This window comes from Staphylococcus sp. HMSC062H10 (genome assembly GCF_001836945.1).
GTDB classification, from domain to species: domain Bacteria; phylum Bacillota; class Bacilli; order Staphylococcales; family Staphylococcaceae; genus Staphylococcus; species Staphylococcus aureus.
On sequence record NZ_KV830972.1, the window covers coordinates 259,877 to 278,452 of the forward strand.

Annotated in this window: 19 protein-coding genes and 1 pseudogene; 13 read left to right on the plus strand and 7 right to left on the minus strand. The window is 31.3% G+C overall.

Going from position 1 to position 18,576, the window contains the following annotated elements; translation table 11 throughout:
• Positions 1 to 1,091: pseudogene (locus tag HMPREF2658_RS03950) on the plus strand (sensor histidine kinase).
• Positions 1,088 to 1,690, plus strand: coding sequence for a response regulator transcription factor (locus HMPREF2658_RS03955; RefSeq protein ID WP_000623460.1), 603 nt, complete (start codon positions 1,088 to 1,090; stop codon positions 1,688 to 1,690). Before HMPREF2658_RS03950 ends, HMPREF2658_RS03955 begins: the two are co-directional and overlap by 4 nt.
• A gap of 112 nt (positions 1,691 to 1,802) precedes the next feature.
• Here the strand turns inward: HMPREF2658_RS03955 and HMPREF2658_RS03960 are convergent, their stop codons facing one another.
• The gene (locus HMPREF2658_RS03960; RefSeq protein WP_001027140.1) at positions 1,803 to 1,991 is read right to left on the minus strand and encodes a hypothetical protein; all 189 of its coding nucleotides are present in this window, start codon (positions 1,989 to 1,991) and stop codon (positions 1,803 to 1,805) included.
• 138 nt (positions 1,992 to 2,129) lie between these two features.
• Here HMPREF2658_RS03960 and HMPREF2658_RS03965 point away from each other — a divergent pair, with 138 nt between their 5' ends.
• Positions 2,130 to 2,663 (plus strand): thermonuclease NucI, encoded by a 534-nt coding sequence (locus HMPREF2658_RS03965; protein WP_000841351.1) that lies wholly within the window; start codon positions 2,130 to 2,132, stop codon positions 2,661 to 2,663.
• Positions 2,664 to 2,805: 142 nt separating this feature from the next.
• Here HMPREF2658_RS03965 and HMPREF2658_RS03970 read toward each other — a convergent pair whose 3' ends face one another.
• Positions 2,806 to 3,660 (minus strand): hypothetical protein, encoded by an 855-nt coding sequence (locus HMPREF2658_RS03970; RefSeq protein WP_000011823.1) that lies wholly within the window; start codon positions 3,658 to 3,660, stop codon positions 2,806 to 2,808.
• 330 nt (positions 3,661 to 3,990) lie between these two features.
• Between HMPREF2658_RS03970 and HMPREF2658_RS03975 the strand changes: the two genes are divergently transcribed.
• The gene (locus HMPREF2658_RS03975) at positions 3,991 to 4,566 is read left to right on the plus strand and encodes a hypothetical protein (protein ID WP_001803470.1); all 576 of its coding nucleotides are present in this window, start codon (positions 3,991 to 3,993) and stop codon (positions 4,564 to 4,566) included.
• 53 nt (positions 4,567 to 4,619) lie between these two features.
• On the opposite strand, the gene HMPREF2658_RS03980 is transcribed toward HMPREF2658_RS03975, so the two are convergent.
• On the minus strand, positions 4,620 to 6,002 hold the full coding sequence (locus HMPREF2658_RS03980; RefSeq protein ID WP_000868645.1) for an aspartate kinase: 1,383 nt from the start codon (positions 6,000 to 6,002) through the stop codon (positions 4,620 to 4,622).
• Positions 6,003 to 6,192: 190 nt separating this feature from the next.
• On the opposite strand from HMPREF2658_RS03980, the gene HMPREF2658_RS03985 reads away from it, so the two are divergent.
• The 4 genes from HMPREF2658_RS03985 to HMPREF2658_RS04000 are packed head-to-tail and all read left to right on the plus strand — an operon-like array spanning position 6,193 to position 10,317.
• A complete protein-coding gene (locus HMPREF2658_RS03985) occupies positions 6,193 to 7,473 on the plus strand; it encodes a homoserine dehydrogenase (RefSeq protein ID WP_070854210.1) in 1,281 nt (426 codons plus the stop codon).
• Between the two features lie 5 nt (positions 7,474 to 7,478).
• Positions 7,479 to 8,540 carry a threonine synthase gene (gene thrC / locus HMPREF2658_RS03990; RefSeq protein ID WP_001255453.1) on the plus strand — a complete coding sequence of 354 codons (1,062 nt, stop codon included), beginning with the start codon at positions 7,479 to 7,481 and terminating at the stop codon, positions 8,538 to 8,540.
• Position 8,541: 1 nt separating this feature from the next.
• Positions 8,542 to 9,456, plus strand: a complete 915-nt coding sequence (gene thrB, locus HMPREF2658_RS03995; RefSeq protein WP_000073173.1) for a homoserine kinase — start codon at positions 8,542 to 8,544, stop codon at positions 9,454 to 9,456.
• A 57-nt stretch (positions 9,457 to 9,513) separates the two neighbouring features.
• On the plus strand, positions 9,514 to 10,317 hold the full coding sequence (locus HMPREF2658_RS04000) for a Cof-type HAD-IIB family hydrolase (protein ID WP_070854211.1): 804 nt from the start codon (positions 9,514 to 9,516) through the stop codon (positions 10,315 to 10,317).
• A 291-nt stretch (positions 10,318 to 10,608) separates the two neighbouring features.
• Here the strand turns inward: HMPREF2658_RS04000 and HMPREF2658_RS04005 are convergent, their stop codons facing one another.
• The 3 genes from HMPREF2658_RS04005 to HMPREF2658_RS04015 form a co-directional block, all read right to left on the minus strand.
• Positions 10,609 to 10,923 (minus strand): hypothetical protein, encoded by a 315-nt coding sequence (locus HMPREF2658_RS04005; RefSeq protein WP_000580201.1) that lies wholly within the window; start codon positions 10,921 to 10,923, stop codon positions 10,609 to 10,611.
• Entirely contained in the window at positions 10,898 to 11,002 is a 105-nt protein-coding gene (locus tag HMPREF2658_RS04010; RefSeq protein ID WP_001791424.1) for a hypothetical protein, read from the minus strand. Before HMPREF2658_RS04010 ends, HMPREF2658_RS04005 begins: the two co-directional genes overlap by 26 nt.
• Before the next feature lie 139 nt (positions 11,003 to 11,141).
• Positions 11,142 to 12,596: an amino acid permease gene (locus tag HMPREF2658_RS04015; protein ID WP_000389946.1), complete on the minus strand. Its 1,455-nt coding sequence runs from the start codon at positions 12,594 to 12,596 to the stop codon at positions 11,142 to 11,144.
• A 203-nt stretch (positions 12,597 to 12,799) separates the two neighbouring features.
• Between HMPREF2658_RS04015 and HMPREF2658_RS04020 the strand changes: the two genes are divergently transcribed.
• The 5 genes from HMPREF2658_RS04020 (at position 12,800) to HMPREF2658_RS04045 (ending at position 17,451) form a co-directional block, all read left to right on the plus strand.
• Positions 12,800 to 14,317, plus strand: a complete 1,518-nt coding sequence (locus HMPREF2658_RS04020) for a catalase (protein WP_000082546.1) — start codon at positions 12,800 to 12,802, stop codon at positions 14,315 to 14,317.
• 90 nt (positions 14,318 to 14,407) lie between these two features.
• Complete coding sequence (gene rpmG, locus HMPREF2658_RS04025) at positions 14,408 to 14,557, plus strand: 50S ribosomal protein L33 (protein ID WP_001265708.1); 150 nt, start codon at positions 14,408 to 14,410, stop codon at positions 14,555 to 14,557.
• Positions 14,558 to 15,009: 452 nt separating this feature from the next.
• Positions 15,010 to 15,279 (plus strand): 30S ribosomal protein S14, encoded by a 270-nt coding sequence (rpsN, locus tag HMPREF2658_RS04030; protein ID WP_001085655.1) that lies wholly within the window; start codon positions 15,010 to 15,012, stop codon positions 15,277 to 15,279.
• Positions 15,280 to 15,435: 156 nt separating this feature from the next.
• The gene (gene guaC, locus HMPREF2658_RS04035; RefSeq protein WP_000688134.1) at positions 15,436 to 16,413 is read left to right on the plus strand and encodes a GMP reductase; all 978 of its coding nucleotides are present in this window, start codon (positions 15,436 to 15,438) and stop codon (positions 16,411 to 16,413) included.
• A 21-nt stretch (positions 16,414 to 16,434) separates the two neighbouring features.
• Positions 16,435 to 17,451 (plus strand): CAP domain-containing protein, encoded by a 1,017-nt coding sequence (locus HMPREF2658_RS04045; RefSeq protein ID WP_169428106.1) that lies wholly within the window; start codon positions 16,435 to 16,437, stop codon positions 17,449 to 17,451.
• 378 nt (positions 17,452 to 17,829) lie between these two features.
• On the opposite strand, the gene lexA is transcribed toward HMPREF2658_RS04045, so the two are convergent.
• Positions 17,830 to 18,453 carry a transcriptional repressor LexA gene (gene lexA, locus HMPREF2658_RS04050; protein WP_001208755.1) on the minus strand — a complete coding sequence of 208 codons (624 nt, stop codon included), beginning with the start codon at positions 18,451 to 18,453 and terminating at the stop codon, positions 17,830 to 17,832.
• Positions 18,454 to 18,576: the final 123 nt, after the last annotated feature.

Sequence of the window (18,576 nt, forward strand, 5' to 3'; positions counted from 1 at the left end):
ATGAAATTTTTAAAAGATACTTCAATTGCTGAAATATCGTCTATACTTTATCTGATTTTTCCTATTGCCGGTATATTTTTTAATGAAGTGTATGGTCCCAAATGGTTGTATATTATATCAGTCATTGTCTTTTCGTTGTCGTATCTTATATTAGTTATAGTAAATAAAAGACTTAATACATTAATGTTTTACATTTTGTTGATTATTCATTATTTTATTATTTGTTATTTTGTTTTCAGTGTACATCCAATGCTAAGTTTGTTTTTCTTTTATAGTGCTTTTGCCATTCCATTTACTTTTAAAAATAATGTTAAAAAAATGGCAACTAATCTTTTCATATTAACGATGATTATATGTTTAACAATTACTTACTTAGTACATAACGACTATTTTGTTGCAATGACGATTTATTATGTTGTTATTTTGTTAATCGTGTTTGATAATTTAAAAAAGTGAAAGATCGTGAATATAAAAAAGAAATAGAAGAAAAAAATCGATATATTAATACGTTAATAACTGAACAAGAGCGTCATAGAATAGGTCAAGATTTACATGATACGCTTGGTCATGTGTTTGCAAGTTTATCATTAAAATCAGAATTAGCTTATAAAATTATTGATTCTGATACTGAAAATGCAAAAGCTGAATTGTTAGCGATTAATAAGTTGTCGCGGGAATCATTAAACAAAGTTCGCGAAATTATCGATGATATAAGATTACCATCATTTATTGAAGAAATTGAGAGTATCTGTAAAATTTTAAAAGATGCTGACATTCAGTTTACGTTTGAAAATAAAGAATTGGCACAATTATTGAGTCCTACAAAACAATCCATTTTAGTAATGATTGCTCGTGAAGCGATAAACAATGTGATTAAGCATGCAAATGCTTCAAAAGTTCATGGTCAATTACGAGCTATGAATGAACATAAATTACAGTTCATTATACAGGATAATGGAGAAGGTATTGACAGCGGCTGTGAAATAAAGAGTATTTCACAACGAGTACAACATTTAAATGGAACATTAGAAGTTGAATCGAATAAAGGTACTAAATTAATTATCGAAATGCCTACAGGGGGAATAGCATGATTTCTATAATTATTGCAGAAGATCAAAATATGTTACGACAGGCAATGGTTCAATTAATTAAACTACATGGTGATTTTGAAATTTTAGCCGATGTAGATAATGGTCTCGATGCAATAAAAATTATTGAGGCACACCATCCTGATGTAGTTATTTTAGATATTGAAATGTCAGGCATGACTGGACTTGAAGTTTTAGCAGAAATTAGAAAGAAGCATTTGAATATTAAAGTGATTATTGTAACAACTTTTAAAAGGCCGGGGTATTTTGAAAAAGCTGTTGCAAATGATGTGGATGCATATGTTTTAAAAGAACGTTCTATAGAAGAATTAGTGGAAACAATTTATAAAGTGTATAACGGTAAGAAAGAATATAGTGCTTCTCTTATGACTTCATTTTTCACAGATAAAAACCCATTAACACCAAAAGAACAAATTGTATTAAGGGAAATCGGCAATGGTTTAAGTAGTAAAGAAATAAGTGAAAAATTATTTTTGACAGATGGAACAGTTAGAAATTATACATCTGTTATAATTGATAAATTATTTGCAGATAATCGTTTTGATGCTTGGAAAAAGGCGAATGAAAAAGGCTGGATCTAAATATAATCAAAAAAGTATTGAGTGTTTTGATTTAAGAGACTTTGAAAGTGAGTCAATAATCAAAATCTTACTCAATACTTTTATTTTGGTACTCGCAAGTTAGATTTGTTAACTAATTTTTTCGTTTATTATAAAACGAAACAATCAGGTAAACGATAAAGCCTGCAAAGATACCCAATAAAATAGATAGTACTGCCGTCACTATTAATGGTAATTTGAAAAATATTTGTAGGAAAATACCAATGATAATTGCGATAATTACTGCAATTAATGTGACTGTATTTTCATTTGAAATGTTCATTCATTTTCACTCCTTAACAATAACATTATATCATGCTATAGCTTTCCAAAATATTGAAATATGTAGATATGGCTATTGACGATATTTCTTAACTTTTATATGATTAATCGGAATGAAAAAAGAGAAGTAGGTGGCAAAATGAAGTCAAATAAATCGCTTGCTATGATTGTGGTAGCCATCATTATTGTAGGTGTATTAGCATTTCAATTTATGAATCATACGGGTCCTTTTAAAAAGGGAACAAATCATGAAACTGTACAAGATTTAAATGGTAAAGATAAAGTACATGTTCAAAGAGTTGTAGATGGTGATACATTTATTGCAAATCAAAATGGTAAAGAAATTAAAGTTAGGCTTATAGGGGTTGATACGCCAGAAACGGTGAAACCGAATACGCCTGTACAACCATTTGGCAAAGAAGCATCAAATTATAGTAAGAAGACATTAACAAATCAAGATGTTTATTTAGAATATGATAAAGAAAAACAAGATCGCTATGGTAGAACATTGGCGTATGTATGGATAAGTAAAGATCGTATGTACAATAAGGAATTAGTGGAAAAGGGACTTGCTAGAGAGAAGTATTTTTCACCAAATGGCAAATATAGAAATGTATTTATAGAAGCACAAAATAAAGCTAAACAACAGAAATTAAATATTTGGAGTAAATAATTAAATAGGTGATTATATATATTAAAGTAAAATATACTTGAAGCATCGATTTATTATTATCATAAATTTATATATAGAAATAATTTAAAGGCATAATAACCATAGTGCGTATCGAGCGTAATGGATTATTATGCCTTTGATTTTACTTGAATATAGCTGTGATTTGATCAACCTGTTCTTTATTTAAAGGGTGTTTAGATAGCTCTATGGCTTCGCTAATAATACGTCGTAACGAAGATTTTGTTGAAACTGTATCAACATATTTATCTCTTTCTTCAGAGCCTTGAATGATATTAACTGTACCATCACTAAAGTAAATAACACCGGTACTTTGGACTTTAAAGTTAAAGTTTTGTTCAATATGATCCTTTAATGCTTTAGCATTATTTGCTGCTAATTGATACGGATCATAATCATAAAAATCATAAATAACACGATTTGGTTGAACTGTTTCTGTAAAAGTATAGATAGACTTTCTTGATGAATTAAACTGATCATGATATTGCTGGCTAATGTAATGACCGACAACTTTTTCAATATTACTATTGCTTATTTCTGTATCATGCTCATCAGGTACATCAAAGTGATAAAATGTTTTTTCACCCCAGCTTTTTACATCAACGTTTATTAAACCGATATCTGAAACAATGATAAAATCAAATGAACGTGCATACTCGAAAAACGGATGTTTAGTAGCTAAATTGCTTGTAACGATAATATCGTAATATTTTAATTTACCATTTTCGAGATAGCTATCTAAAATCTTGCGTAATTCTCTTTTAGCATTTTTGTATGCATGGTGGCCAACATCATTATTAGAACTCAGCATTTGACTTCTTAATTCAGCATTTTCTGCACTTAATGCTTTGTTCTTTTTAATAAGTTGCTTTCTTGCATAAACTTCGGTATCTATTTTACTATTACTATACCTTTGATTTAAAACTAATATACCAATTAATGCTACAATGATAATGATAAGTACAACATAAAAAGACATTTTTTCACCAATCCTTTTTGACTTCTTTAACTTTGTATACAATAATAATTAATAAAGATTAATTGTTATTCAATTTCCCACATTTTTATTAGTTGATTTTAGTTCATCATTGTTATAATCAAATTATAAACTGACAGATATTGATGTTCAATGAATATGACGTGAAAGATTCGTGAATTCAAGTTTATGTCGAATTTATGTTATAACGGTCATTTAAATGACAGAATTAGGTCACTCATAGTATTTTGAAGATTGAATTCATTAATTTTAAAATGTATAATGATATTTGTGAAAGCGCTTGCTTAGGAGGTGTATTTGAGAGTGAATGAAATGAATGCTAAAGAACAATTAGTGGACAATTTAATGAAAACATCATCGCAATTATTTAAATTTCACGGTGAAGTTGCCATGCAGCTTTTCTTAAATGATGAATTAAAATTACCTTCTATTGTTGAAATATGCGTGGAACGTAAGCGTTTAAGTGATATTGTGAAAGTTATTCCGCAATCATATGCGTTACTATACATAGATAAGCAAGATCAAGCAATAGCTAAAGAAGATTTATCACTTTCAAAAATTGCAAAAGTTTATGTGCAATATGATGATACAACAATAATGAGTATTTTCGTTTATGATGTTGTAAATGATGAATGGATTTTTAGATTGGATCCGAATATACGTATACCTAAGAGTAACATTTACTTCCATAGTTTAAATTGGGATGTGGATTATATTAAACCGGAGATTGTTCTAATGTATGATCTAATGCAACACCATCAGTATCATCATTATTCCAATTATAAACGTGTCATAGATGCATTAAGCTACTATCAATTTTTTATTTTAAAATTTGTAGTAGGTGAGCAACGTATTAAGGATGCAATCCAGAGAACAATAAATAATTAAGAAAAAGCAATTCATAACGCAGTTGAATACATGTGTTACGAATTGCTTTTATATTAGTTTTTATCACACAAGTTTTTTAATGCAACCCCGTGATAGCAAAACTCATATGTAGATAATACAGCTTTTTCAGCATCATCTACATGAATTCCAAACATCATCGAGATTTCCGAAGCACCTTGGTTAATCATTTTTAAGTTAATTTTTGATTCAGCTAAGGCATGTGTAATTTTATTTGCAGTACCGATGACTTTATTCATTCCTTCACCGACAATCATTAAAATTGCTAAATCATGCTCAATACTTAACTCATCAACATCACATTTTTGACGAATTTCATTTAATACTTTTGTTTCTTTATTTTGAATTTGTTTTGAACGCATAACGATACTGATAGTATCAATACCTGAAGGCATATGATCAAATGAAATATTATTATCCTCTAAGACACCTAATATCTTTCTAGTAAAGCCGACTTGTCTATTCATTAAATACTTTTTGATATTAATGACAGTAAAATCTTTATCACAACTTATACCGCTAATCACATTTTTCGCATTTATTTCTCTATCATGCACTATAAATGTACCCTTATCTTGAGGGCGGTTCGTATTTTTAATCACCACAGGGATGCGATCTTTATAAAGTGGTTGTAAGGCTTCATCATGGAAAACACTAAAACCAGCATAAGATAATTCACGCATTTCTCGATAAGTGATTTCTTCGATTAATTCAGGATCTTTGATGATATTTGGATTAGCTTTATAAATACCAGACACATCGGTGAAATTTTCATAAATTGTGGCTCTAACACCACTTGATATGATGGCGCCAGTTATATCTGATCCACCACGTGGAAATGTAACTATATATCCTTCATGAGATACGCCAAAAAATCCTGGGATAATTAGTTTTTCATCATAATCTCTTAATTTTTTAATTTCAGAGTAAGCACTATCTAATATTTGTGCTTCTTGTGGGACGTCAGTAACAAAAATACCCGCTTCCTTCGGTGATATATATTTTGTTGGTATACCTTGACTATTATTATATAAAGCTATCAATTGCGCATTAAAATCTTCACCACAAGAAAGTAATGCATCTAATAGTCTCTTCGGTTCATTTTTTAATTGATTAATATAATGTTCCAAAGTCACATCTATCGTCCGTAAAATACTTTCATCCATTTGCAATTCTTTTACAATATCATCATAACGCTGAATAATTTCTCTTTTTTTATCATGATAATCAAGATGATTAATGACCTTTTCATATAATCTGATTAACAAATCAGTTGTTTTAATATCATTATCATGTCTTTTACCTGGAGCAGAAACGATAACAATCTTTCGCTCTGGATCAGAATTAACAATATTTAAAACCTTTTTAATTTGAGTAGCATTGGAGACGGAGCTACCACCGAATTTGGAAACTTTCATAGTGCATGCCAACCTTTCTAAAAAATCAGAAAATTGTATTCAGTTTTGTAAGTAAGAATGATATTATGTATTTATATTTTGAATATTACGAACTTTACAAAAATAAAGAATAATTCTATACTATACTATCATCTAGTGTTTTTCAATAATACATTTGTTTTTCTCAAAAGCACAAACGGAGGTACATAAAATGAAAAAATTAAATATAGCATTATTAGGATTAGGTACTGTCGGATCTGGTGTTGTTAAAATCATCGAAGAGAACCGACAGCAAATTCAAGATACATTAAATAAAGATATTGTCATAAAGCATATTCTTGTTCGAGATAAATCTAAAAAGAGACCGCTAAATATTAGCCAATATCATTTAACTGAAGATGTTAATGAAATTTTAAATGATGATTCATTAGATATTATCGTTGAAGTCATGGGAGGAATTGAACCAACTGTAGATTGGTTAAGAACAGCACTTAAAAATAAAAAACATGTTATTACCGCAAATAAAGATTTATTAGCAGTACATCTTAAACTTTTAGAAGATTTAGCAGAAGAAAATGGTGTAGCTTTAAAGTTTGAAGCGAGTGTAGCAGGTGGTATTCCGATCGTAAATGCCATAAATAATGGTTTGAATGCGAATAATATTTCAAAATTTATGGGAATTTTAAATGGTACCTCTAATTTTATTTTATCTAAAATGACCAAAGAGCAAACGACATTTGAGGAAGCACTTGATGAAGCGAAAAGACTTGGTTTTGCTGAAGCGGATCCAACTGATGATGTAGAAGGGGTAGATGCAGCGCGTAAAGTTGTCATTACATCATATTTATCATTTAACCAAGTCATTAAATTAAACGACGTTAAACGAAGAGGAATTAGTGGTGTAACTTTAACTGATATTAATGTAGCCGATCAACTGGGGTATAAAATTAAATTGATTGGTAAGGGAATATATGAAAATGGCAAAGTTAATGCATCAGTAGAACCAACGTTAATTGATAAAAAGCATCAATTAGCAGCTGTAGAGGATGAATATAACGCGATTTATGTCATTGGTGATGCCGTTGGTGACACGATGTTTTATGGAAAAGGAGCAGGCAGTTTAGCAACAGGTAGTGCCGTTGTCAGTGATTTATTGAATGTAGCATTATTCTTTGAAGCAGATTTACACACATTGCCACCACATTTTGAATTAAAGACAGATAAAACAAGGGAAATGATGGATTCTGATGCAGAAATTAATATTAAAGAAAAATCCAATTTCTTTGTAGTAGTAAATCAGGTCAAAGGTTCATTTGAAAATTTTGAAAATGAGTTAAAGGCAATATTACCATTCCACCGATCATTAAGAGTTGCAAATTACGATAATCAAGCATATGCCGCTGTTATAGTTGGATTGGAATCATCACCGGAAGAATTAATCACTAAGCATGGATACGAAGTTGACAAAGTATACCCAGTAGAAGGAGTTTAATTATAATGAGAAGATGGCAAGGATTAGTAGAAGAGTTTAAAGCACATTTACCAGTAAATGAAAATACACCAAAATTAACATTGAATGAGGGAAATACACCACTCATTCATTGTGAAAATATGTCTGAAATACTAGGTATAGATTTATATGTGAAGTATGAAGGTGCCAATCCGACAGGTTCATTTAAAGATCGCGGTATGGTAATGGCTGTGACAAAAGCAAAAGAGCAAGGTAAGAAAATTGTAATATGCGCTTCGACTGGAAATACATCAGCGTCTGCAGCAGCATATGCAGCGAGAGCAGGTTTAAAAGCTATCGTCGTAATACCAGAAGGTAAAATTGCATTAGGTAAATTGTCGCAAGCAGTAATGTATGGTGCAGAAATTGTTTCTATTGAAGGAAACTTTGATGAAGCTTTAGAAATTGTAAAAGAAATTGCAAAAAGTGGCGAAATCGAGCTTGTAAACTCTGTCAATCCATTTAGAATCGAAGGGCAAAAGACAGGCTCATTTGAAATTGTGCAACAATTAGACGGTGAAGCACCTGATATTTTAGCGATTCCTGTAGGTAATGCAGGTAATATTACTGCATATTGGAAAGGCTTTAAAGAATATCATGAAGCTAAAGGATCACAATTGCCGAAAATGTTTGGCTTCCAAGCTGAAGGCGCATCACCAATTGTTCAAAATAAAGTCATTAAAAATCCTGAAACGATTGCAACTGCTATTCGAATTGGTAATCCTGCTAGTTGGGATAAAGCGACTAATGCTCTTAAAGAATCAAATGGATTAATAGATAGTGTTACTGATGATGAAATTCTAGAAGCATATCAGTTAATGACAACTAAAGAAGGTGTCTTTAGTGAACCAGCAAGTAATGCTTCTATTGCAGGTTTAATTAAATTGCATAGACAAGGTAAATTACCTCAAGGTAAAAAAGTAGTTGCGATTTTAACTGGTAATGGATTAAAAGATCCTGATACTGCTATTTCACTACTAGATAATCCGATAAAGCCATTGCCAAATGATAAAGATAGCATTATCGATTATATTAAAGGAGCTTTATAACATGTCGAATGTTTTGGAGTTAACAATTCCTGCATCAACAGCCAACCTTGGAGTTGGCTTTGATTCTATAGGTATGGCTTTAGATAAATTTTTGCATCTGTCTGTAAAGGAAACATCAGGGATAAAATGGGAATATATTTTCCATGATGATGCATCGAAGCAATTGCCTACTGACGAAACAAACTTTATTTATCATGTGGCACAACAAGTTGCTGCTAAATATAGTGTTGACTTGCCTAATTTATGTATCGAAATGAGAAGTGATATTCCATTGGCAAGAGGATTAGGTTCGTCAGCTTCTGCTTTAGTAGGAGCTATATATATCGCAAATTATTTTGGTGATATCCAACTGTCTAAACATGAGGTATTACAATTAGCGACTGAAATCGAAGGACATCCTGATAATGTTGCGCCGACCATTTATGGTGGTTTAATCGCTGGATATTATAATGATGTCACGAAAGAAACGTCAGTTGCACATATCGACATACCAGACGTGGATGTGATTGTAACGATACCAACTTATGAACTAAAAACAGAAGCATCAAGACGTGCTTTACCACAAAAGTTAACTCATAGTGAAGCGGTTAAAAGTAGTGCAATTAGTAATACAATGATTTGTGCATTAGCACAGCACAATTATGAATTAGCAGGTAAGCTCATGCAACAAGATGGCTTTCATGAACCGTATCGTCAGCATTTAATTGCTGAATTTGATGAAGTGAAAACAATTGCTAGTCAACATAATGCCTATGCAACTGTAATTAGTGGTGCTGGACCAACTATTTTAATATTTAGTCGCAAAGAAAATAGTGGCGAATTAGTTCGCGCTTTAAATAGAAATGTAGTTACATGTCATTCTGAATTAGTGGATATTAATGTTAGTGGTGTTAAAGAACGAATTGTATACCAATAGACACTTTATATTGTAAAATAGTATTGAATGTGAAATAGAGAGGAGATTTAATGCGATATGACAAATTATAAAGTTGTCGTTTTAGACATGGATGACACATTGCTAAATTCAGATAATGTGATATCAGAAGAAACTGCAAATTATTTAACAGCAATTCAAGATGAAGGATATTATGTTGTTTTAGCATCTGGTAGACCTACTGAAGGTATGATTCCAACTGCTAGAGATTTAAAATTACCTGAACATCATAGCTTTATTATTAGTTATAACGGCAGTAAAACGATTAAAATGACTAATGAAGAAGTAGAAGTAAGTAAATCGATTGGTAAGCAGGATTTCGATGAAATTGTAGATTATTGTCGAGATAGAGGATTTTTCGTTCTTACATATCATGATGGTCAAATTATTTACGACAGCGAACATGAATATATGAATATTGAAGCGGAATTAACTGGTTTACCGATGAAACGTGTTGATGATATCAAAGCATATATTCAAGATAATGTTCCTAAGGTCATGGGTGTAGATTATGTATCGAATATTACAGAAGCTAGAATTGATTTGAATGGTGTGTTCAACGATAATGTAGATGCTACGACAAGTAAGCCATTCTTCTTAGAATTTATGGCCAAAGATGTTTCAAAAGGAAATGCAATTAAAGCGTTATGTCAAAAATTGGGATATTCGGTGGATCAAGTCATTGCTTTTGGTGATAGTATGAATGATAAATCAATGTTTGAAGTTGCAGGTCTAGCTATTGCTATGGGGAATGCATCAGATGAACTTAAGCAATATGCAGATGAAATTACGTTGGACCATAATGAAAATGGTATTCCACATGCGCTCAAAAAATTGTTATAAATTTTAAAATAAGCCTTAACACATGATATTTGAATAAGATATCTTGTGTTAAGGCTTTTTATTCATGTGAAAATGACTTCAGTTATACTATGAAGAATTTGAAATACATATTTTAGATTAGTAATGATATCAAACGAATAGAGTAGATGTATATTTTTAAAATAAATCAAGTATTAATTAGTCACGGAAGGTAGATAAATAAATTTGAATCATTCTGAATAATAACGAATGTATTAAAAATGCAGTGACAATCTAACATTAATTGTTAAAATCACTGCAAGCATCTTGATTTTATTTAGCTGTTTGTGTCCAGTCATGCTTCCCTCTGAAACGTTTTACATGAGCATATATTTGGTCAGCAGTATAATCTAAATTTGTATAAACTGTAATACTGAACGCTGATTGGTTTTCAGCAAATGATTCTTCGGAAAATAATTCCTTTAAGTGCGTAAATAAATCATTCATTTGTTTATGGTTTAAACCGGGATATTCCCTTAAAGTTCTCTTTAATAATTGTCCGTTCTTTTCTTCTAATGCTTGAACTACAATAACAAATCTCTCATCTTGCTTTAGTACATCATCAAATAAATTTGTTTGTCCAATCATTGAATTTCACCCCTGAAAAGTTATTGTTATCTATATTATACACGATATGCAAAATATCTAAAATAAAGAATGGTAACATGGTCATAATAAAATATAAACAGTCTACTAGTTAATACACTTTATACTAGAAAAAGATATTAAAGTATATCTACTTTACACCATTAAAAAAGCGGCAAATGCTATAGATAATCTAAAGCATCTGCCGTGTGGGAATTTATTTATTTTTGATTGTCATAATCGTGTGGTTTTAAATTAATTGTTTCTAGCTTTACAAATTTTGTTTTGTGAATGATTTTATGAATAAAGTAAATCAACGCTAGAATGATTAAAGGTAAAAAGTTTTTAAAAGCATTTAACCATTGATCTTTTAAAATATATTCAACTGAACCACCAAATAGCAAGAATAATAGCGTAGCGATGACAATGATTGGTCCTAATGGATAAAAAGGTGCTTTATATGGTAGGACCTTATTAGGATCTTGACCTTGTTTTTTAATAGCTTGTCGCAATCGTATTTGTGACCAAATGCTTGATCCCCAAACAACTATAATCATTGAACCAATAATTTCAAGTAAATTAAAAACGGCATTTGAATTAAAGTTTGCATAAATAATAACAATAACAACGACTGCATATGTAGTTAATAATGCTCTTAATGGTAACTTTGTTGTCTTGTTTAATTTACTTAAAAATTTAGGTGCTTTTTTGTCTGAACTTAAGGAATACAACATTCTGCCTGTTGTATACACACCTGAATTTGCAGCGGATAATAATGAAGTTAATATAACTGCATTGATTACTGATGCTGCAAAGGCTATGCCTACTCTATCGAATACAATTGTAAATGGACTTTGACTTATTGAACTACTTGCTCTTAATAATGATGGATCTGTGTACGGAATAATTGCACCAATGACTGCAATTGATAATACATAGAATAAAAGTATACGCCAAAACACTTGTTTAATTGCTTTAGGCATAGACTTTTTAGGATCATCTGATTCGCCAGCAGTTACTGCTACTACTTCAGTACCACCAACTGAGAATCCAGCGACTAATAATACGCCTAGGAAACCAGAGATACCACCAACAAACGGTGCTTGGCCTTTTGTATAGTTTTCAAATCCATATGCATGACCACCTAAGATACCGAAAATCATTAAAAAGCCAAAAATAACGAATACGATGATTGTTAACACTTTAATTAATGATAACCAAAACTCAGTTTCTCCAAATGATTTTACAGAAAAAATGTTTAATAATAGTAAAATTGTAATAAAGATTAAGCTCCAAGTAATGGGGTGGAAAAATTTAAATGTGTCCCAGAAATAAAGCACATTTGACGCTACTATGACATCAACACTTGTAACTAATGACCACAATGCCCAATACAACCATCCCATGGTAAAGCCTAGAGATGAGTCAATAAAGCGTGTTGAATAAGAGCTGAATGAACCTGATACTGGATAAAATGTTGCCAACTCTCCAATTGATGCCATTAAGAAATATAGCATGACACCAATAACAAGATAAGCGAGTATAGCGCCTCCAGGACCAGCTTGAGAAATGATATTACCAGTAGCTACAAATAGACCAGTCCCAATTGCACCACCTATAGCAATCATGGAAATGTGTCTTGAGTTAAGACTACGGTTCATTTTATTATCTTCCATATTTAGTCTCCCATCTATTTAAATATACCCATTATTGTAAGCTTTTTAAGTGTACTATTCAATAACTATTTAGTACTGTAAAGCGAAAAAATTAAAATTTTCTGATTTTTTAATCATCTTGAGCATGTTTAATTGTAATTCTGATGGGGTTAAATTATAATATGTATTAAATTATAATTATTATAAATTGTGGAGGGATGACTATGTCACAACAAGACAAAAAGTTAACTGGTGTTTTTGGGCATCCAGTATCAGATCGAGAAAATAGTATGACAGCGGGACCTAGGGGACCACTATTAATGCAAGATATTTACTTTTTAGAGCAAATGTCTCAATTTGATAGAGAAGTAATACCAGAACGTCGAATGCATGCCAAAGGTTCTGGTGCATTTGGGACATTTACTGTAACTAAAGATATAACAAAATATACGAATGCTAAAATATTCTCTGAAATAGGTAAGCAAACCGAAATGTTTGCCCGTTTTTCTACTGTAGCAGGAGAACGTGGTGCTGCTGATGCGGAGCGTGACATTCGAGGATTTGCGTTAAAGTTCTACACTGAAGAAGGAAACTGGGATTTAGTAGGGAATAACACACCAGTATTCTTCTTTAGAGATCCAAAGTTATTTGTTAGTTTAAATCGTGCGGTGAAACGAGATCCTAGAACAAATATGAGAGATGCACAAAATAACTGGGATTTCTGGACGGGGCTTCCAGAAGCATTGCACCAAGTAACGATCTTAATGTCAGATAGAGGGATTCCTAAAGATTTACGTCATATGCATGGGTTCGGTTCACACACATACTCTATGTATAATGATTCTGGTGAACGTGTTTGGGTTAAATTCCATTTTAGAACGCAACAAGGTATTGAAAACTTAACTGATGAAGAAGCTGCTGAAATTATAGCTACAGATCGCGATTCATCTCAACGCGATTTATTCGAAGCCATTGAAAAAGGTGATTATCCAAAATGGACAATGTATATTCAAGTAATGACTGAGGAACAAGCTAAAAACCATAAAGATAATCCATTTGATTTAACAAAAGTATGGTATCACGATGAGTATCCCCTAATTGAAGTTGGAGAGTTTGAATTAAATAGAAATCCAGATAATTACTTTATGGATGTTGAACAAGCTGCTTTTGCACCAACTAATATTATTCCAGGATTGGATTTTTCTCCAGACAAAATGCTGCAAGGGCGTTTATTCTCATATGGCGATGCGCAAAGATATCGATTAGGAGTTAATCATTGGCAGATTCCTGTAAACCAACCTAAAGGTGTTGGTATTGAAAATCTTTGTCCTTTTAGTAGAGATGGTCAAATGCGTGTAGTTGACAATAACCAAGGTGGAGGAACACATTATTATCCAAATAACCATGGTAAATTTGATTCTCAACCTGAATATAAAAAGCCACCATTCCCAACTGATGGATACGGCTATGAATATAATCAACGTCAAGATGATGATAATTATTTTGAACAACCAGGTAAATTGTTTAGATTACAATCAGAGGACGCTAAAGAAAGAATTTTCACAAATACAGCAAATGCAATGGAAGGCGTAACGGATGATGTTAAACGACGTCATATTCGTCATTGTTACAAAGCTGACCCAGAATATGGTAAAGGTGTTGCAAAAGCATTAGGTATTGATATAAATTCTATTGATCTTGAAACTGAAAATGATGAAACATACGAAAACTTTGAAAAATAAATTTGATATGTAGTTTCTATATTGCGTAGTTGAGCAGTTTATGATATCATAATAAATCGTAAAGATTCCTAACAAGAGAGGGTGTTTAACGTGCGCGTAAACGTAACATTAGCATGCACAGAATGTGGCGATCGTAACTATATCACTACTAAAAATAAACGTAATAATCCTGAGCGTATTGAAATGAAAAAATATTGCCCAAGATTAAACAAATATACGTTACATCGTGAAACTAAGTAATTCTTATCATTCAAATACGACGATTTGAAAATAAAGCGGGCTTACCTATTATATTGGGGAGCTCGCTTTTTTATGAAATTTCTGTAAAGAGTGATTAATGAATTGAGTTTCATCGATAGATCAATATATGATTGTATTAGTTGTTACTTTATTAAAATTTGAGAATATTTATAGAAGGAAATAGATTACTGATTTTATGAAGTCACTTTGTTAGCGAATGCTTGAAAGAGTATTTAATATAGTAGAATTTAAAATTTCAAAGCGGAATTTAATAAGTACGAAGTAATTCTGGATATGTTTTATAAATGTTCGACAATACATTTTAATGTTAAATATGATGGTTTAGAAATGATTTAACAAAGAAATGAAACTTTACTGTTGAATTATGTGAGGATTGTGTTATTATATAAATCGTAATAATTACGATTTGATAAAAAGTGAGGTAACTATATATGGCTAAGAAATCTAAAATAGCAAAAGAGAGAAAAAGAGAAGAGTTAGTAAATAAATATTACGAATTACGTAAAGAGTTAAAAGCAAAAGGTGATTACGAAGCGTTAAGAAAATTACCAAGAGATTCATCACCTACACGTTTAACTAGAAGATGTAAAGTAACTGGAAGACCTAGAGGTGTATTACGTAAATTTGAAATGTCTCGTATTGCGTTTAGAGAACATGCACACAAAGGACAAATTCCAGGTGTTAAAAAATCGAGTTGGTAAAATCAAATTTCGTACTTTAGCCCATTTACAATATCAATAAAACAATGTACAGTATATACGAATGCTATAAACTGAATGTTTTCTCAAATTAATAAGGAAACATTCGGTTTTTAATTTGCATTTAAAAATAATTAGTTTTTAAAGGGGCTATTTAAAGTGAAAATATTTGATTACGAAGATATTCAATTAATACCTAATAAATGCATAGTTGAAAGTAGGTCTGAATGTGATACAACTATCCAATTTGGTCCGAAAAAATTCAAGCTACCTGTAGTTCCTGCAAATATGCAAACAGTTATGAATGAGAAATTAGCGAAATGGTTTGCTGAAAATGATTACTTTTATATCATGCATCGTTTTGATGAAAAAGCAAGAATACCTTTTATAAAACATATGCAAAATTCAGGCTTATTTGCATCTATTTCAGTTGGTGTAAAGAAAGCGGAATTTGATTTTATTGAAAAGTTAGCTCAAGAAAAATTAATCCCCGAATATATTACAATAGATATTGCGCATGGTCACTCAGATTCAGTGATAAACATGATTAAACATATAAAAACCCATATACCTGATAGTTTTGTTATTGCTGGTAATGTTGGTACGCCAGAAGGTGTTAGAGAATTAGAAAATGCTGGTGCTGATGCTACCAAAGTCGGTATAGGTCCAGGTAGAGTTTGTATTACAAAGATTAAAACAGGTTTTGGTACTGGTGGTTGGCAGTTAGCGGCATTAAACATATGTAGTAAAGCAGCTCGTAAACCTTTGATTGCCGATGGTGGTATAAGAACGCATGGCGACATCGCTAAGTCAATTAGATTTGGTGCATCAATGGTCATGATTGGTTCATTATTTGCGGCACACGAAGAATCACCTGGTGAAACTGTAGAACTTGATGGTAAACAGTATAAAGAATATTTTGGTAGTGCATCTGAATTTCAAAAAGGCGAACATAAAAATGTAGAAGGTAAAAAAATGTTTGTAGAGCATAAGGGTTCATTAATGAATACCTTAAAAGAAATGCAACAAGATTTACAAAGCTCAATTTCATATGCCGGTGGAAAAGACTTGAAATCATTACGTACTGTAGATTATGTTATTGTTAGAAACTCTATTTTCAACGGTGATAGAGATTAATATTTATAGTAGGTGATGTAAATTAAAAAATTCATAGTAACTGTTGTTGCGTTTTTATCAATTATTATCATTGCGCCAATAACAGAATTTAAACCATTCATTCATTTACAAAATGAAGTAAGGCAATATATTGACATTCACATCAATAAAGAAACAATTTCTGCGGAAAATAAATTGGATACGCCGAAGAAACAACAATTTGCCTTTAACAATATACAAATGAACATGTCGAAGTCAGATGTTGAGAAAACATTGAATAAACCAAAAAGAGTTACATTTAATGAATATGGCACGAAGTGGTATACGTATTATGATGGTGATTACAATAATTTTATAATGGTAAGTTACATTAAAGATAAAGTAAATGCGTTATATACAAATCAAAATATCATCACTTCAAAATCAAAAATTAAATACAATACACCGAAATCGGTTGTAAGGCAAAGATTAGGCGAACCAGAAACAGAGATTGTTAAAGGTAGAGTGCGTTACGAACAAAATAATAAAGAATATGATGTTTTCCATAAAAATCACATTTATACGACGGTATTTTATGATAAGCATCGACGTAATAATGTAACAGCTGTTTTACAAGTAAGTGATGCTATGGAAAATAGATTAAAAGAACAATATGGAGCACCTTCGAAATCGCTTGCAGATAGTTTTGAACTACAAAATTTTGATTTAGTTAATGCTGAAAGAAAACAACATCAATTATCTACATTGAAGTATTCTAAACAGAATTCTGAAACTGCTCGTAAGCATAGTAAAGATATGGCCAAAAATCATTATTTTGATCATACAAATTTAAAAGGTCAATCACCATTTGATCGATTGAAAAAAGATGGTATTACATTTAACTCAGCCGGAGAGAATTTAGCATATGGTCAAGTTAGTAGTATCTATGCACATCAAGGATTAATGAATTCTATTGGTCACAGAAAAAATATTTTAAATGATACGTTTAAAATATTAGGTGTTGGTGTTGATTTTAATGATGAAAAACAACCTTTTTGGACAGAAAATTATACTGGTTAATGTTTTTGGCATGAGATTAAAGGGTAATGTTTGTCTGTAAGGAAGTAGATAAACATGATGACAACAGATAAACCAAAAGATGCGGATATACTTGAACGCGTCAAAGATATACTTAATAAAAAAGAAAGAAAAAATAATAATGGCTCGCTCCTGTAAATTATTACGGGGGCGAGTTTTAATTTGTGTAACATTTTGCAGGAATCTGTAATTCAAAATTTATATTAAAGAATGAGATTATCTAACAATTCGCAATTTCTGTTTGAACTGAATTTAGATTAGAATAAATAAAACCTCTTGAAAACGAAACTTTTTCAAGAGGTCCAAAATTTATAAAAATGAGGGCTTAACAATTACGATAATATATAACGGTTTAAAATATTACATTTCGCGGTACAAACCAATTACTTTCCCAATTACAGCAACATTGTCGAGGTAAATTGGCTCCATTGTACTATTTTCAGGTTGTAATCGATAACGATTTTTTTCTTTATAGAAGCGTTTGACAGTTGCCTCATCTTCCTCAGTCATAGCAACAATAATGTCTCCATTTTCTGCTATGGTTTGACTGCGAACAATTACTTTGTCTCCGTCTAATATACCAGCCTCAATCATACTGTCGCCTACGACGTTTAATATGAATATGTCGCTATTGTGTGTCGATGTTAAGTGTTCAGGTAATGGAAAATATTCTTCAATATTTTCTACTGCGGTAATAGGAACACCTGCTGTGACTTTACCAATAACTGGCACATGAATCGTTTCTTCCATATTAATATTATCATTTGTTTGATCACTTACAATTTCTATAGCGCGTGGTTTCGTTGGATCTCTTCTTATATAGCCTTTTTCTTCAAGACGTGAAAGGTGACCATGAACAGTTGAACTGGATGCTAAGCCAACTGCTTCTCCAATTTCTCGAACACTAGGCGGATAACCTTTCATTTGAACAACTTGTTTAATATAGTTATATATTTCGCTTTGTCGTTTTGTTAATTCTCTCATATATAGGCACTCCCTAAATTTATTTAAATACAGTATATCATTAATTCACAACCAAAACAAACATTTGTTCGTTAAAATATTGACACAGAACATAAGTTCTGATAAATTACTAATACAAACAAA